At 46.6% G+C, this 17,593-nt stretch carries 14 protein-coding genes; 4 read left to right on the top strand and 10 right to left on the bottom strand.

What is annotated here, in order from left to right:
* Positions 1-27: 27 nt before the first annotated feature.
* A complete protein-coding gene (locus VM802_RS22335; RefSeq protein WP_325534747.1) occupies positions 28-1,581 on the top strand; it encodes a SusD/RagB family nutrient-binding outer membrane lipoprotein in 1,554 nt (517 codons plus the stop codon).
* Positions 1,582-1,670: 89 nt separating this feature from the next.
* On the opposite strand, the gene VM802_RS22330 is transcribed toward VM802_RS22335, so the two are convergent.
* The 3 genes from VM802_RS22330 to VM802_RS22320 all read right to left on the bottom strand — a co-directional run bounded on the left by VM802_RS22330 (position 1,671) and on the right by VM802_RS22320 (position 5,500).
* Positions 1,671-2,483: an alpha/beta hydrolase gene (locus VM802_RS22330; protein WP_325534745.1), complete on the bottom strand. Its 813-nt coding sequence runs from the start codon at positions 2,481-2,483 to the stop codon at positions 1,671-1,673.
* An 82-nt stretch (positions 2,484-2,565) separates the two neighbouring features.
* Positions 2,566-4,899, bottom strand: a complete 2,334-nt coding sequence (locus tag VM802_RS22325; protein ID WP_325534743.1) for a M1 family aminopeptidase — start codon at positions 4,897-4,899, stop codon at positions 2,566-2,568.
* A gap of 16 nt (positions 4,900-4,915) precedes the next feature.
* The gene (locus VM802_RS22320) at positions 4,916-5,500 is read right to left on the bottom strand and encodes a HupE/UreJ family protein (RefSeq protein WP_325534741.1); all 585 of its coding nucleotides are present in this window, start codon (positions 5,498-5,500) and stop codon (positions 4,916-4,918) included.
* Between the two features lie 69 nt (positions 5,501-5,569).
* Between VM802_RS22320 and VM802_RS22315 the strand changes: the two genes are divergently transcribed.
* From VM802_RS22315 to relB, 3 genes are all read left to right on the top strand, one after another.
* Positions 5,570-6,058 carry a DUF6702 family protein gene (locus VM802_RS22315; protein ID WP_325534739.1) on the top strand — a complete coding sequence of 163 codons (489 nt, stop codon included), beginning with the start codon at positions 5,570-5,572 and terminating at the stop codon, positions 6,056-6,058.
* Positions 6,059-6,383: 325 nt separating this feature from the next.
* Positions 6,384-6,932, top strand: coding sequence for a hypothetical protein (locus VM802_RS22310; protein ID WP_325534737.1), 549 nt, complete (start codon positions 6,384-6,386; stop codon positions 6,930-6,932).
* Between the two features lie 4 nt (positions 6,933-6,936).
* The gene (gene relB, locus VM802_RS22305) at positions 6,937-7,260 is read left to right on the top strand and encodes a type II toxin-antitoxin system RelB family anti-toxin (RefSeq protein ID WP_325534735.1); all 324 of its coding nucleotides are present in this window, start codon (positions 6,937-6,939) and stop codon (positions 7,258-7,260) included.
* Between the two features lie 10 nt (positions 7,261-7,270).
* On the opposite strand, the gene flxY is transcribed toward relB, so the two are convergent.
* The 7 genes from flxY to VM802_RS22270 are packed head-to-tail and all read right to left on the bottom strand — an operon-like array spanning position 7,271 to position 17,572.
* Positions 7,271-8,563, bottom strand: coding sequence for a flexirubin biosynthesis putative acyl-CoA ligase FlxY (gene flxY / locus VM802_RS22300; RefSeq protein WP_325534733.1), 1,293 nt, complete (start codon positions 8,561-8,563; stop codon positions 7,271-7,273).
* Between the two features lie 15 nt (positions 8,564-8,578).
* Positions 8,579-8,956, bottom strand: coding sequence for a holo-ACP synthase (locus VM802_RS22295; protein WP_325534731.1), 378 nt, complete (start codon positions 8,954-8,956; stop codon positions 8,579-8,581).
* Between the two features lie 3 nt (positions 8,957-8,959).
* Positions 8,960-10,645 (bottom strand): C45 family autoproteolytic acyltransferase/hydrolase, encoded by a 1,686-nt coding sequence (locus VM802_RS22290; protein ID WP_325534729.1) that lies wholly within the window; start codon positions 10,643-10,645, stop codon positions 8,960-8,962.
* Positions 10,646-12,163, bottom strand: a complete 1,518-nt coding sequence (locus VM802_RS22285) for a phytoene desaturase family protein (protein WP_325534727.1) — start codon at positions 12,161-12,163, stop codon at positions 10,646-10,648.
* Positions 12,150-16,025, bottom strand: a complete 3,876-nt coding sequence (locus VM802_RS22280; RefSeq protein ID WP_325534725.1) for a 1-acyl-sn-glycerol-3-phosphate acyltransferase — start codon at positions 16,023-16,025, stop codon at positions 12,150-12,152. The genes VM802_RS22285 and VM802_RS22280 overlap by 14 nt, the downstream gene beginning before the upstream one ends.
* Entirely contained in the window at positions 16,025-17,212 is a 1,188-nt protein-coding gene (locus tag VM802_RS22275; protein ID WP_325534723.1) for a DUF2062 domain-containing protein, read from the bottom strand. The genes VM802_RS22280 and VM802_RS22275 overlap by 1 nt, the downstream gene beginning before the upstream one ends.
* On the bottom strand, positions 17,213-17,572 hold the full coding sequence (locus VM802_RS22270) for an ApeI family dehydratase (protein WP_325534721.1): 360 nt from the start codon (positions 17,570-17,572) through the stop codon (positions 17,213-17,215). It abuts the gene before it with no gap.
* Positions 17,573-17,593: the final 21 nt, after the last annotated feature.

The following is a 17,593-nucleotide window of genomic DNA, read 5'->3' as shown; positions in this document are numbered from 1 at the left end:
TAATTGCTGACTATTAAACACTGAATCATGAAATCAATATCAAAATATATTGCGCTACTGGCGGTACCCGCAGTCCTGCTGACCTCCTGTACCAAAAAATTTGAAGAGCTGAACAAGGACACCAACAGGGTCCTTCCTGAAAATAACATCCCTATCTACAACCTCACGCGCGCAGAGCTGGAATACACAGGCAACCACGACTTCAGTTTTGAAACATGGCGCGTAAACATCATCTACTGCAGCCTCATGACCCAGCAGCTGTCTTCAACCACAGGCTGGTACAGTGGCGACAAATACAGCAGGAACGATGGCTTTGCCAGCAGCTATTTTACAATGGCCTATGGCAACCAGGTAAAATATATTGCAGACCTGATTAAGAACACCAAAGACAAAGCCATCTACGCAAACCTCTACCAGGTGGGCAGGATAGCACGTGTACTGATATTCCAAAGACTTACAGACCTGTATGGTTCCATCCCTTATTCACAGGCAGGCACTGGCGAATCCAATACGCCTGTATACGATCCGCAACAACAGATCTATGCAGACATGCTGAAGGAACTGGACGAAGCCGCCAAAGCATTAGATCCTTCAAAAGACAAAATCGGCACTGGCGACCTGATATACCGTGGTGCAGACAATTCCGTGGTACAATGGAAGAAACTGGCTTACTCGCTGATGGTACGCATAGGTATGCGTCTCTCTAAAATAGCACCGGACCAGGCCAAAACATGGGTGGAAAAAGGCGTTGCAGGTGGCACCTTTACTTCCAATGATGATAACGCCTACATCATCCACGATGTTTCTGGCGGTCGTAATACCGTAAACAGGAATAGCAATATCCTCAGCGGCGAATGGGATGCGATCGGTAAAGGGAACGTTTACCTCAGCAAAACCCTGGTAGACTTCCTGAAATCCAACAATGACCCAAGGCTGCAGTACCTGGCCCAGATCAGGTCTTCCGGTGTAAAAACGCCTGCTGCCCAGATAGGTATGCCTAACGGCTATGACGAGAACAACGCTGCCAACGACATCAAAAACGCGCCCGGTTTCCCTGGCAACATCACCAACTACTCTACCATTCAGAAAGATGTATGGCTGAAATTAAACGGTCCTACCTTCCTGGTAACATATGCACAGACTGAGCTGCTGCTCGCTGAAGCTGCACAGAAAGGCTGGAACGTAAACGGTGACGCCGCTTCACACTACAAGAACGGTGTAACCGGCGCGATGAAACAGCTGGCGCAATACGATCAAAGCGCTGCCATCTCTGACGGAGACATCAACGCTTACCTGTCTGCACATCCTTACAATGCCGGTACAGCACTGGAGCAAATCAACACCCAGTACTGGGCTACCTGCTTCCTTGACTGGTATGAGGCATGGAGCAACTGGAGAAGAACAGATTATCCGAAGCTGACACCGGTTGTATATCCCGGCGATAACAATGGCGGTCAGATACCGAGAAGAATGCTGTATCCGTCCACAGAGGCCAGCTCCAACGCTACCAACTATCAGGACGCTATCGGCAAACAAGGTGCAAACAACTTCGCTACCCGCGTTTGGTGGGACAAGCAATAAAATACTTCGCTTAGCATTCAACTAGGTCACATGTAAAATGGATACAGCCGTCCCGGTCGCGGGACGGCTTTTTTATTGATGGCTTCCTTCTATTGCTGGAAAAAACGGTGCAGGAACAGTAACTGATAATGGATAGAGTTGCCCCAGTATTCCCAGGAGTGTCCACCCGGCCGTTCTGTATAGTCGTGACTGATATCCAGCTGCAATAATTTCTTGTGCAACTCACGGTTAACATCTACAAAAAAATCCTTCACTCCACAATCTACAGAAATAGCTAGTGTTCCCGGTTTTAGATGATCGGCCTGGTCAATTACTGTGTAACCATTCCAGTTAATGCCATTTTCACCGGGAGGGCCTAATCTTTTAGCAATATCCCAATTTTTAGGGAAGGGTCTTAAGTCCACTCCTCCGCTGATACTAACGGCCGCGCCAAATGTGTCGGTGTGGCGCATAGCAATATACAGAGCGCCATGCCCACCCATACTCAGTCCTGCTATAGCGCGGTGCCCACGGTCCGGCAAGGTTTGGTAATGCTGATCGATATACGCAGGAATCTCTTTGCCCACATATGTTTCAAAACGCATATTGCTGTCAATAGGGCTGTCGAAGTACCAACTGCCGAAAGCGCCATCAGGACATACGATCATACATTGATAGGCATCTGCCAGTTCTCTGATAGCAGGTACTTTGGTAATCCAGTTGGCATAATTGCCGGCATAACCATGCAGTAGATATACCACCGGATAACGTTGCGTACCGCTCTTATAGGATGCCGGCGTAACTACCACACACTTATAACTTCGACGCATGGCGGCACTGGGAATGCTGATAGTATCCACATCCGCTGCCTGCGCACCTTGTATAAGTAAAAAGAAGAAGAGAAGGAGGGCAGATGGTCTCATGTTTTTAAATTAAAGATAACAGAAAAAATACAGCGGCTACCATACATGATGATAGCCGCTGGCGTCTTATTGCATGCAAATATTATTGGCCGGCGTTCGCTTTCTTCATGGGATTATCCCCGGAAGAAGCGCCACGTACAGCACCGGAAGCTTTGAACATTTCAAACTTCGACGGAGCCGCTTCACGGGGCCAGCTGTTGTTGTTCTCATCAATATCAGCAGTCTCACGCAGCGGATCCAGCTTGATGGAAGCTACAGCTTTGCTCTTTGCAAACACTTTGGTGACCGTGTTTTCATTCTTCCGCCAGATATAGGCAGAAATACGGTCTGTTTCTTTCGTGCCATCTGTGAACGTCCATTCAATGATCAGTGGCATTACCAGGCCGCCTTTGTTAGAGAATGTAAGTTCATAGAAGTTCTTATGGCTGTCATACATAGCTTTCTCATCTTCTGTAAGACCACTATAGAGCTGATCATAAGCGGCTTTGTCCTCACTGCTTACTTCAAAGCGGTTCCACTTACTGTAGAAATCCTGCAGGCTGGTATCCTGATCCACCACGTATTTCATACCTGACGCTTTATTGCGCTGACGGGCAATGTGATCCATATTCCTGTCATAGGTAGCTTTCGCACTTTTACTGGTTTCAGCAGGGTTTTTATCATTGAGACGATACCATTTTACACTGTCGAGAGAAATATCTACGGGTTCTGTACCGAAGAACCATCCACGCCAGAACCAATCCAGATCAACAGCAGAGGCGTCTTCCATCGTACGGAAGAAGTCTGCCGGTGTAGGATGCTTAAAGGCCCAGCGACGCGCATATTCACGGAAGGAGAAGTCGAACAACTCACGGCCCATCACTGTTTCACGGAGTATATTCAGCGCGGTGGCGGGTTTCGCATAGGCATTCGGTCCGAACTCAATAATGTTTTCTGAGTTGGTCATAATCGGCTCCAGCTGATCTTTCGGCATCTTCATATAATCCACGATCTTATGTGCAGGACCACGGGAAGAAGGGAAGTTGCTGTCCCACTCCTGTTCAGCCATAAACTGGCAGAAGGTGTTAAGTCCCTCATCCATCCATGACCACTGACGTTCATCTGAATTGACAATCATCGGGAAGAAGTTATGTCCAACTTCATGGGTAATCACTCCTATCATCCCGTTTTTAACAGCTTCTGAGTAAGTACCGTCTTTATCAGCACGGCCGTAGTTGAAGCAGATCATGGGATATTCCATGCCATTCGCCGCTTCCACGGAAATAGCCACCGGATAAGGATAAGGAATAGTATGCTTTGAATATGATTTCACAGTATGTGCCACCACTTTAGTGGAATAACGGCGATACAACGGATAAGCTTCAGGACCATAGTACGACATCGCCATTACCTTATTGCCTTCCACATTGGCGGCCATAGCATCCCATACCAGCCTGCGGGAAGACACCAGGGCAAAGTCCCGGACATTCTGCGCCTCATACACCCATGTCTTGCGTGCAGAAGATTTCTGCTGTATAGCTTTCTTTGCTTCGTCGAGCGTAACAACTTCCACAGGCTCCTTACTTTGCTGTGACTGCTGCCAGCGCTGAAACTGCGCAGGTGTCAGCATTTCTTTGTAGTTCTGACATTCGCCGGTGGCGCCAACAACGTGATCGGCAGGCACGGTCATGCGCACACGAAAATTGCCGAAAGTAAGCGCAAACTCACCACGTCCGGTAAACTGTTTGTTCTGCCATCCCTGGAAGTCAGAATAGACGGCCAGCCTGGGATACCATTGTGTAATAGTGTAGAGGTAGTTTTTGTCTTCCGGGAAATATTCGTATCCGCCACGACCACCCTCTTTCATCCGGTTGGAGAGGTGATAGGACCACTCCACCTTAAAGCGGTATTTCTCGCCGGGCATCAGTGTTTTGGGCAGATCGATGCGCATCATGGTCTGGTTGATAGTGTAAGGCAGCGCATTTCCATCTCCATCAGTGACCTTAGCAATCTTCACACCGAAATCACCTGAAGGGGGCAACAGGTTACCAATGTCCTTTGGCGACATTTTATCAGAAATCCTGCTGATATCAAAACTGCGGTTATCGCTTTTCGGATCATGCTCATTTTCGTCGAGCTGCAACCAGAGGTAGGTAAGCGGATCGGGAGAGTTGTTGTAATATGTAACCGTCTCAGCGCCGGTGAGTCGTTGTGCTGCATCGTTCAATTCAGCATTGATCTCATAATCAGCACGCTGTTGCCAGTATTTCGGCCCTGGCGCCCCTGAAGCGGAGCGGTACATGTTGGGCGACTGTAGCATAGTGCCCAGCTGCTCGAAGCGGTTGCCATGGTTGGAGCCCGGATTGTTATTGTACTGTGCATGCAGTGTGAGTGCGCTGCTGCAGAGTATTCCAAGCAAATAAGAATGTCTTCTCATAAACAGATATATAACATCAATTCGTTATCAGGCTTCTGATACCCTGTATAACCATTAAAAAAGCGATTCCGAAAGTGGCTGATGACAGGAACATGTTCCAGTCGCGGCGCCCGATGCGCCCAATCTTTACAAATATCCAGGACAAGAACATCACCGTCATTACGATCAGGATCTGTCCAAACTCCAGGCCAAGGTTGAACCCCAGCAAAGGTCCCACGATATTCACCTCGCTTCCCAGCAAGCTTTTCAGATAGTTGGAAAACCCGAGTCCGTGTATCAGGCCAAAGAAAAGTGCATAGAAATAATTCAGTTGCAGATGCTGCGGCTCTTCATTCTTCCTGACAACGTTAGATAATGCAGTGATACAAATGGTCACCGGTATCAGGAATTCCACCAGCGAAGAGGAAATATGGACTATATTCAGCACGCTCAGTGCTAGTGTGACAGAGTGTCCAATTGTAAAGGCCGTAACGAGTATCAGCACTTTTTTCCATTCCCTCAGCAGATAAATAGCGCTCAAAGCTATCACAAAAAGTATATGATCGTAACCTTCCCAGTTGATAATATGCTGCCACCCCAGCTGAAAATACAACGCATCCATTGCCCTGCTTTTATCTAAATTTGGTAATTATAAAAAGTAAAAATTAATTTTCCCAATAAAATTAGTCCGGTGGGTTTATTATTATGTAAATGGTGGATGACAGTGTGGCTCGCAGTACTGCATCCCTTCTATGCCAGTGTTACGGAAATCACACACGATGCAGCCAGAAAGGAATTGCAGGTCAGCTGCCGTATTTTCACAGACGACCTGGAGAACACCCTAAAACAACAGTTCAAAACGCCCATTGACCTCACCAAACCGGCCAATCGCAAACAGGTAGAGGAGTATATCAATGCATATCTGCTGCAGCACCTCCAGATTACCCTGGACGGCAAAAAGGCAAACCTGCATCTTATCGGCTATAAGATTGAAGAAGATGCTGTGTGGAGCTTCCTGGAAGCAGATAACATTCCGACACCAGGAACTGTAGCAGTAAGAAATGATGTGCTTTATGCACAACATCCCACGCAGATTAATATGATACATGTTATTGTAGGCGGTCAACGGAAAAGCGCCAAACTGGATAACCCCAAAGCAGATGTAGTGATGAGGTTTTGAAAAGTGAATGATGGATTCAAAACTTACAATTTCATAATGATCTAATTTGGATTATTTGCCCATTTTTGTGCATCGATATTAGGATCTTACCAAGAGGAAATATTAATTTTAACTCATGAAATTATTACTACACAAGTAGATATCGAAGAATGAGAATCTCTCATCTTATGTAAGCCGGCTTACATAATTTCATTCCTGCTTACTTCAGCACAATCATCTTAGCTACCCGCATTTATGTTAGCACCAATAACCCGGGATTGCAATAAACTATTTGATTATAGTTTGTTGAGGTTTCAAAATATCAATAAACCTATAAGTTGAGTTTATGAAGTTAATACGTATCTTTACACCAGAAAATTCGGAAGATGGCATTTGGTCTGTTCATTCTGATTCGGCAAAACGAAACGAGTTCGCCAGTTTCTTTAAGAACATAAATGATATAGAGTATCTTAGGGAATTTTTTGCAAAAAACGCAAATGACCTGGACAACAATCCTTGGGGAACTTACACTGTTGAAGATGCAATTATAAAAACGATCGAGGATGCGGCAGAGATGGAAGATACTTTGGAAGATTGTGCGCTGCAAGCTCGTAGAAGCAACTATTATAATCTTCAACACCTCTTTAAGCCATTAAACAATTTTGAATATTCAATTACAGTGCATCAAAAAAGTAAGGCGCGAATTAAACGAAGCTGGCTACGGCTATATGCAATACGTGTCGATATAAACTGTTTTGTAGTTACCGGCGGCGCAATAAAGCTAACACTTGATATGCGGAGGGATTATTTACAAGAAGAATTAAAAAAATTGGAACAAACAAGAATATTTCTCCGGGAGAATAATTTCGATTATCCTGAAGATCTTAAATTTTAACACGATGAACAAACCAATTAAAAAAAAGCTATCAGAGATAGCATCCGGGACAGACGCCGAGTGGTTGAATGAAGCTAAATACAGGCGGGAAAACAGAGAATGGCTAAGAAAATCCGCCATTATAGCGATAAAGGTCTTAGCTGCATTACGGGCGCAAGGTCTTACGCAAAAAGACCTCGCAGAAAAGATGAATGTGTCTCCTCAGCAGATCAGTAAAATTGTAAAAGGTCACGAAAATCTGACGCTTGAAACAATTACTCATCTTGAGAAAGCACTTGGCATTCAGATTATGCCGGAATATATTAATGATGGTAAATCAGCGGCTTAAAACTAATCCCTCAACGCCTGTTATCCACAAACTTCACCGGCTTACGGCTATTCTCAGGAAACTGCATACGCATAATATCCTGGTGGTTACAGTAACGCACCTGCGGAATCACACGCAGCTTAGCCTGCAAGTAGGATTTGATCTTACGGTCCATCTCTTCGGATTCCTCTACAGGACAGAGATGCAGTAATATCTCGTCCGTACCCAGCTCATTGGAATACACTTCTACCACAAACTCCTTCACTTCTTCCATATCGTTCAGCAGATCAAACAAAGCGGGCGGATACAAGGTGGTACCTTTGTACTTGATCATCTGCTTCTTGCGGCCAATCACCGGCGATAAACGCAACGTATGACGGCCACAGCTGCATGTATCTTCATAATACTGGCAGATATCGCCGGTCTTGTAACGCAGCAGCGGCATACCTTCTACACCAAGTGTAGTGATTGTGACTTCCCCTTCTTCTCCAGGCGCCACAGGCTGATTGTTCTCATCCAACAATTCTACATACAGTAACTCCGGATGATGATGCCCACCCTTTCCTGCTTTACACTCCGTAAAAGCAGTCTGCATCTCAGTAGATGCGTAAGTAGAATACAGTTGTATATTCCATTGCTCAGTGATCTTTTTGCCCAGCACATTCAGCGAGAAATCTGTATTGCGTATGTTTTCACCAATACACACAGCCTTCTTCACAGAAGTGCTGTTGATATCAATGTGATGTTCTTTTGCGTAGGCAATGAGCTTCACAATAAATGAAGGCACGCCTACAATAGTAGTTGGTTTGATACGTTGTATATTCTCCCATTGCATACTCGGCACACCAGGGCCTACACGCAGCACACCGGCCCCCAGTTTGCGTATACCATTGTAATACGCCATGCCCGCCATAAACTGACGATCCAGCGTAAGCATGAGCTGGAATACATCACTGTCTGTACCATCTGCACAACAGAAAGAAATGTATTCGTTGTAACTTAAACGTTGCAGGTCTTTTTCCGTGAGCGCAATGATCACAGGGCGGCCAAGTGTACCGGAAGTAGTGGTATATTCGGCAATGCGGCTTTTATCCACACACAGAAACTCCCAGTTATGTTCCTGCAGCTGTTCTTTGGTAACGGGTGGAATCTGCGAAAGCTCGTCCAGCGAACGTACTTTACCGGTATCTATATCATGCTGTTTGAACCAGGACTTGTAGAATGGTGAGAACTCACGCAGATAGCCCAGCAGGCGCATCACTTCTCTTTCCTGGAAAGTCTTGATAGCAGCTTTTGATTGTAGTTCAATATCCGGTATGTACATAGTTATAGTAATTAATTATCCTTCAATAATGACCATGGCGATGGCTGCACTTTTCTCATGCGAAAGCGATACCCATATTTTTTTGATCCCCGCCGCTGCATGTTTTTCTGCTCCCGCTCCAACCAGAAATAGTTCAGGCTTTCCGGCATCATCATTCCGTATCTCGATCTCGTTGAAGTTCACACCGCCGTTTCCCCAGCCTGTACCGAGTGCCTTCAGAAAGGCTTCCTTGGCGGCAAAGCGTGCCGCATAACTCTCCTGCGGTGCGGCCTGTTTTTCACAATAATCTATCTCAACCGGCGTAAACACCAGGTCACGAAAAGCCGTCCCCTTGCTCAGTTTGGCGGCTATGCGGGCTACGTCGGTAATATCTGTGCCGATACCAATGATCATCGCTTAGCTTTTTAATTTTTTAAGTGACGTTTCCAACTGCTTCCGTATGTGTTGCTCTTCTCCTTTCGTGGCAATCACTTTGGTAAGCGCCATTTCATAATATCCTTTGGCTGCGGCATAGTTATGTCTTTTAAAACAATAATCGCCGGCAAGCACATAGGTATGATAGAACTGAGGATTGGCTGTTACAAAAGCATTCAGGTCTACGTCATGGCCTTCCATGATTTCCTCTTTCATATGACGCCAGCTGCTGAATGCGGCAAAGTCCTTCGATAAGAGGAAAGTATCTGCGGCTACATTCTGCGCGCTGTCATATACTTCATGATCGCTGTCAAGGCCATGCATGCTGAAGATCTTACTCAGATCATAGGCAATGAAGCGGCCCATCTGCCACGGTGCTGTAGATACCCACACCAATTTTTTCTTTGGCTCAAACACGATGGAATGATGCGCAATGAATTGGTTGACGGCCTTCTCATTGCCCATACCAATGTCAGTATTATGCAGGCCTTTACGATCACGCAGGATGCTGATCGTTTTTTGTACGGTATTGGCACCATGCTGTTGCATTAGCTCAGAGAGGCGCTCAAAGCGGTATTCAGAGGCACTTTTACTGATCTGTTCCTGATTTGATGCAAGCTTTGCAAGCGAATCACCCTGGAAGTGGTTTGTACAAGTAATGAAATGTTTGCCCGGGCTGTACATGTCCATACCTTCCGGTGTCTTCTGAATCAGTACAGCTTTGTTATCTTCCGCAGAGCCTACCAGAAACGATTCCGATACAAACATCTTCCTCTTCTTTGCTATATTCCAGGCTTCGTTGATATTCTTTGCATATTGCAGTATCTCTCTCGCCACCAGTGATACCGGTGTGGCAGAACCGGAAGGCACATCAGTTTTGGCAGCATTGATGGTAACGGTAAGACCTTTGTCATTCATCCCGGAAACAACGCCGGTAAAGCCGCCCCAGGTTACAAACATAAAGTTGTATCCTTTATTGGGATGATAAAACACCACCATCTTATCTTCCGCAAATTTATCTCCCATATAAAAATCGAAGTTGCGGCCGATGATCAGGTTGCTGTCTGCCGACTGTTCATCCCAGGTACCGAAAGAAGTACAGCCTACGAGCATCATGCCCTGCAATGCATGACCGATGTCGTGTGCCGCGTGATAATTCATCAGACGCTCGTAGTTGGTACCGATATAATCATATTGATCAGAAGCTGAAAATGATTCGCCATAGATCTCTTCCTTGAATTCTTCATCCACATGCTGGGGAAGATGACGGTTGAACCATCCTGTGAAATAACGCAGGAAGTTGAGATACCAGGTGGAAGGAATCATCTTCTTTATCTGCGCTACAAAATTGTCTTCCTGCCTCCTGATCAGCTCTCCTGAAAGCTTTCCGTTGATCACGCCCCTCTCAAAGGGCGCACCTTCTACGTACATTTCATATAACCCGCTGTTGCTCTTGCGGAACCAGCTGTTACCAATGGTCCAGGCGCTACTGCTCAGTGATTTGCGTTGCAGCTGCAACGCGCTCTTGTCCGCTATCTCAGGTGGCGTCATACGACTCACCGACACCAGATAAATAGCCAGTGCAATAAAAAGCAACAGGATGCTGCCAACAATGTAAAGTAAAACGCGTCCAAGTTTACGCCAGCCGCTCCGCTTCTTTTTTTCCACTTATTTGAGTATTGACTGATTAATTTCATCCACCAGGAATTCCATTCCCAGAAGTTCCGAACAAGTGATCACACTGCTCATGGTGACACCCAGAATCCCATGCAAGTTCAGGTTTTGCCCGGTAAGATACAAATTGGATAGTTTGGTTCTCGCCGAAACCATTGTCCGCAAAGGGTCCCGGCTATCTTTGAGGATACCGTACATGCTGCCGTCGCCGGTGCCCAGGTAATCACGATAGGAAAGTGGCGTAGCCACATAATACGATTGCACACAATTCCTGAAGCCGGGGAACTTCTTCTCCACACTGTCAATGAGTTGTTCTGCCCGTTGTATTTTGAAGGCCTCATAATCCTCTCCCCTGCTACTTTCCTGCGTATCGGTATTGAAGGTATGGTGCCAGGGCGCCATTTCTTCATAACGCATATAAGTCATTACAGAGAGGCTGTCCGCATATTTCTCATAACGGGAACTGGCAGATACATATATGGCATAGGTTTCAGGCCATCGGTCTACCTGGTAATCGATGCCTGCCCAGGCGTCTTCGGATGCGTGATAATAGAAGTTATGATTCAGATAAGGAAATGAGCCCGGCTTCAATACCACATTGAGCACAAAGGCCCCTACTGAATTTTCGAGCTGCTGCATACGATTGCGGTAAGCGCCACGCAGCATATCGCTTTCCGTCATAGCTGTAGTCTGCGCCGGATGAAGATTGGAAATGAAATGTTCCCCATAGACCTTTGTGCCATTATCAAGTACAATATGATCCACACGGTCACCGTTGCCTTGAATGCTCCTCACGGCCGTATTACGAATGATGGTTCCACCATTCTCTTTAATACGGTAACAAAGCCATTTAGCGATTTGCGAGCCACCATCCACACATTTCCAGGAGCTGCTTATATAACTGTTTAACACCAACGCATGTACATAGAAAGGCGTTTTCTCCGCCACGCCGGCGTATAACAGATTGTTGCCAGCCAATACATTGCGCAGGCGCATGTTGTCTGTAATGCTCGCCAGGAAATCAGCCGTATTGATGTGCAACACTTCCTGCTTCTCTTCATAATTGCCGGTGCGCAGATTGTATAATGGAAACTTACTGCATACTTCGCTGATCTTGTTGGAATAAGCCTCCAACGCGGCTCTCTCACCAGGAAAATCAGCCAACAAGGTGCTGATGAATTGATCGTGGCCTTGTGCCAGCTTGTATACTTTGTCATCCCCGGCGAAACTGATATGGTCAAAGCCATCCATGTCCATACGTTTCAGCTTGAGTTTATCCAGGATACCGGCATAGCGGAACACCTTATTCAGATTCTCACCATCGGCCAGTCCGCCGATATAATGTACGCCGGAGTCGAAAATTACTTTATCACGTGAATAGGTTTGCAGACATCCGCCCGGTTGGCGGTTCTTTTCGTATATGCATACACGATAGCCGTTCCTGCTCAGGATAGCGCCACATACAAGGCCGCCCAGGCCGCTACCGATAATGATTACGTCATAGCTGTGCATAATTTTTTGGGGGAGCTTTTTTTATAACAAATATTACGTTGGATGTGTACCGGGTATTGTCTATTTCCTCCGCTATCGCACCATATTTGCTGATCAGGCTGCGTACATGCGCCGCAGAAAAGAATGACAGTTGTTTGTTCTTCGTCTTATTGAATCCTATGACCCGGGTTGATAAAAATTCGGTAAACTTGGTACCCTCATGGCGTTGTTGCCTGTCACTATCGCCGTCCCTCACCACAATCACCCCATCCGGCTGCAATCGCTCAATACATTGCTGCAACAGCTTTTCCTGTTCTTCCGGCTGCAGGTAATGCAACACATCACTGAGAATAAAGGCATCATATTTTTCAAACGGCGTGTCTGCAATATCACCGTGTATAAACTGAAGATTGGCGGGCTTATTATGACAATGAGCGGCAGTAGCTATTTTCTCCTCATCGTAGTCAATACCAGTGATATGTCTTTCCGGGGCCGCAAAGCTAAGGATATAATCCATAAAGCCATACCCACAGCCAATGTCCAGTATATGACCTTTCTTTGGCAATAATTCATGAAACAGCTCATAGTCGCCCTCCATCCGTGTTTTAATGCGCATGTACCATTCCAGTACCGGCCCCTTGTAGATGTAGTTGTATTTCAGTTGCTCGCGGAAATAAGCAGGGACTTCCGTTTCACGGGTAAGCGATTCATATTCTTTCTTGAAATATCTGCTGATGCTTTTCGTACGTGCGCTATAGTTGTCTCCCCAGCTTTTATCCTCCTGCGAAATACGTGGTAGATACTTCACCGTTACAAGACCGTCTTTCAACAGGAAATCGCCCTTCGTCATTGTATAGGCGGTACCGTGAATTACAATAGGTAACACATCCAGGTTAAGTTGTTCCGCAATGTAGAATGCACCCTTATGGAAACGCTTGATCACAGGGTCAGGTGAGCGGGTGCCTTCCGGATACACCACGATGGAATATCCTTCCTCAACTCTTGCACGCAATTTGTCAATGGCGCCTTCTGCCCCTTCGGCTACCGGGTAATAATCAGCCAGCCGTACTACCGAACCAAATACCGGCGATCTCCATACCCACTGGTTCGTAAGCAGTATTACCTTCGGATGCAACATCGTCGATACCAGTATGTCCAGGAAAGACTGATGATTACTAATGATCACGGCAGGGCGCTTCAGCTGCTCATTATCAGGGTTGACAATGCGCTTCTTTACGTTACCCATGATATACAATACGCTCCAGGTATATTTCGATAAAATACGGTGATACAACAACTTCCCTTTCTCTTTATCAAAGGGATTCAGACGTATCAGTATCCATCCCAGAAAAGTAAGCAGGAAACAACCTGTTGTAAAGTAGGTAAATGAGAATACGGAAAGCGTCCAGCCTTTCAGTGTCCAGGGAGCATAGCCTTTGCGCACACGGTTGGTGATAAGCCAGTTAAACAAAACGGGAATCATCACCTGGGAAATCAGCACCACTGTACCTATCCCGATGATAGAGATCAGTGCAATGGATTTGAGCGAAGGATGTTTGGCGAAGATCAGCACACCCAGGCCAAGCATCGTAGTAATAGCAGACAGGAAGATGGAAGATTTGAAAGATGAGAGTGTTTTCTTTCCTGTTTTATATTCCTGTAACAGACCATCCATCATGAAGATACTGTAATCATCACCCAATCCGAAGATGAAGGTACTAAGGATGATATTGACAATATTGAATTTGATCCCGAAAAGCCCCATGATACCCAGTATCCATATCCAGCTTACAACCATCGGGATGAAGGTAATGAGTGCCAGCTCAAAGCGGCCATAAGACAGCAGTAGTGCGGCAAACACCAGCAATGAGGTCATCCAGGCAATACTGTTGAATTCTTCACGGATCACTTCCACCAGCCTGTTGGCTGCGTACTGCTTGTCGAGTACAGTGGAAGCAGGCTCATTGCCAAGTGCTTTGTATACCTCCTGCTTATGCACAGGGTCTACCTTCAGCAACGTCACCAGTGACGTACGGCCATTCTTCTGTATAATGAATTCACCCAGACTGCTGCTGCGCAGGGTTTCCAGGGCTTCGGCCGACAATGGCTGAAAGTGCTGCTCCAGCAATGATTCAAATTTATTGAAAGCAGTAGCGCTGAAACCCACGGCGGTACCATGACTCCGCAACCAGGTCATCAGTTGTTGTTTCTTCTCTGGCGTCCAGTAATGGTTCCACCGGTCTATGCGCTGCTGCTGCTCACGTGTAGATAACAGTAACGCCTGTACGCCTGCATATTTTTTCACAATACCTTCCTGCTGTAAACGCTGAATGGCCGGCATCAGTTTTTCCTCGTTCTGCAAAGCAGATTCCAGGTCAGTGCCATCTGTTACAACATAGACGGATTGTGCTGTATAACTGTTTATTCTGTTGAGATGCGCTTCCGCTTTCTTCAGCTCCGGCGACATAAAATTCATGCGCATCATATCGCTTTCAAAAGAAACACGGCCTGCTGTGAAGTAGAATACGATGGTCAGCACAAAAATCCCGGCCACCAGGTATTTGTTCTTTTCAGGTTTATAAGTCGATAGTTTATCGAGCCAGTTGTCGTGATGAGCAGTCTCCGGCTGCGGCTTCGCACCCAATACAATCCAGTGCGGTAAGAAAATCAGCGAAAACAGGGCAGCACCAACAAGGCTGAGCGCAGCAAAGAGCCCCACATCGCGCAGCATGGGTGAATGCACAAATTGCAGACACAGGAAACCGCCCACAGTGGTGAAGCTGCCCAACGTCATGGGAGTGGCCAGGTCACGGATTACCTCCCGGATGTCAGGCAAATGCCGGTAGTGGTTGAATACATGCAATGAATAATTCACAGCAATACCCAGCACCACCGCACCGGCGCCCATCGCCATCACGGCAATATGCCCTTTGATAATGTATATGCATGCCAGTGAGAACAGGCCACCGAATATCACAGGTAGCATAACAACGACGGGGGAGCGCTTTTTCCGGAAAAATAATACGATCAATACCACCAGTAGCACAATAGTAATGCCTTGTGTAAGAAACGTATCCTGCCGGAGCTGTGCGGCATTACCCGCTGATACGGCCGTGCCACCGAAATAACTGGCGTTGATGCTACGAAAACGCTGATCCAGCGTATCTTTTATGCGATCAAGTCCCTGGAGAAACCTGGTATTAATCTTCGTTGCGCCGGGAGGATTGGCAGGTGTGATGAAGAGCACCAGGTTGCGATGGTCCTTCGTCATCACATAGTTATCGTACAATTCAAACTGGTCATCGTATTGCAGATGCTGCAATTTCCTAATCCCTATCCAGGAGATGCCAACGGGATCTGCCTGTATCATCTTTTTCAGTACCAGTCCTGCAGGCGATACCAGGGTATTATAATCATACTGTAACGATTGTTGCAGTTGTGACGGCGTAAGCAAGCTGTCGATTTTCAGATAATCCTTTTCTTCCAGGAAAACCGGCAGGTGTTGCTGAATGGTCTCCATGAGACCCAATACCATACCGTCCTCTGCTTGCCCCTGTATCTGGCGGATATAGGGCGACAGTTGTGACCCGGCTCTGGCAACTAGCTCTGCAGCATAGGCTGTAAGGCTATCTGGTTGCGCAGCCTGGGAAGTATCCTGCTGGGAAATGGTCACAACCAGTTTATCAGCAAATTTTGAATCGTTGAATACTTGTTGCAGTTTATCCAGTTTCTTGTCTTGCGGAAGGATTTTGGTGATGTCTTCTTCCAGCTTTATCTGCCAGGCAAAAAAAGATACCAGCACAAAACACACGATGGTAGCGCACCACAGCCAGATCTTATGACGCTCAAAAAAATTATAGATGGCTACAAAGAGACTTCCCATTATTTTGCTTTTCTTCTGAATATCGACAACAATACGGCGCTCACCGCCCAAGCGAGCAGTCCGGCTGCGATGGCCAGTGTAATGCTTCCGTAAATGTATTGCAACATATTTGCCTGGATGGTCTTCAGCGAAATGCCGTTGCTGAACAATAGGTCAGTGGCCTTGTCTCCCATCCATACGCGACCGGTAAGGAAACTTATAAACACAATAAAAGGTATCACCGGCGGTACGCTGATATGTGCAGCCAGCACCACCAATGCCTTGTTTAGCTTCAGTTTTATGGATACGAGTATGGCTACCAGCAACTGGAAGCCCCAGATGGGTACGATGCCCATGAACACCCCGAAGCCTATGGATGCAGCCTTGACCGCATTGGACTCTGATGGATTCAATACTTCCTCTCTCCACATCTTCTTCCAGTTCTCTCCTTTCATCAGATAGCGAAAAAGGTCCCTCGGCTTGATATACAGGAAAGTGATCAGTACCAGTACCGTATTGAGTACACTGATACGCGAGAAATCGCGGAATGGCCGGAAGTGCGATACCCGTTCGGCTGCAGGAGGATAATACACCTTCACCGGCGCCCAGTCGATCTTCACACCTTTCCAGGCACTACGTACCAGCACCTCTATTTCAAACTCATATTTGGTACACCAGAAGCGCATATTACCCATATGCCGCAGCGGATACACCCGATAGCCTGATTGCGTGTCAGGGCCTTTCAGCCCTGTTTCCACATAGAACCAGAAGTTGGAAAATTTATTAGCGAAAGTATTCTTGCCCGGCATGTTCTCCTCCTGGAGATTACGCGCACCGATCACAAGTGTGCCCGGATCCGTGGCAATCCTGTCCAGCATCCCCGGCAGATCTGTAGCGAAGTGCTGACCATCTGCGTCCATAGTAATCACGTAGTCATAGCCTTGTTCCAGCGCATAAGCAAAACCGCGGCGGAGGGCTATGCCCTTACCACGGTTAGGGCTATATGAAACCAGCTGTAGCTCCGGATATTGGTCCAGTACGCCCAGGGTATCGTCAGTAGCACCGTCATTAACCACTATTACATGCCGGGTATAGGTGAGAGCTTCCCTCACCACGGCGCCGAGTGTGGCGGCGTTGTTGTAGGTAGGTATGAGCACGGCAACACGGTGGCGCTCAAAATATTCGTTATGTGTAGCTTGCGGGTTCACTTATTTAAATACTCCCTGGAATTTCATAAAGGTCAGTTCTCCGCGTTTCAATATGGCATTCACTTTCAACCTGGCTTCTTCTTCTTTCCAGGTCAGTGTAATATCCACCAGCGGTTGCTGATTCGGATCAATCATGTTGAGGAACTTCATCTGGTTTGCCTTCTGCAACATTACTTTTCTTTGCACAGCTCCTTCCAGGAACTCTGTAATGATCTGCATCATGCATACGCCTGGTACCACCGGCTGATCAGGAAAATGCCCGCTGAAAATATTATGTGCAGCATTCAGTTCAAAAGTGGCTGTAACCTGTCCTGGTTCTTTGGTTTCGGCAGAAACAGTATAAAAATTACCTGCTAACATATCAATGAAATTGTCTTAAAA

The organism is Chitinophaga sp., from assembly GCF_035538455.1.
Lineage (GTDB): Bacteria > Bacteroidota > Bacteroidia > Chitinophagales > Chitinophagaceae > Chitinophaga.
This window is presented reverse-complemented; position numbering and strand designations above follow the sequence as displayed.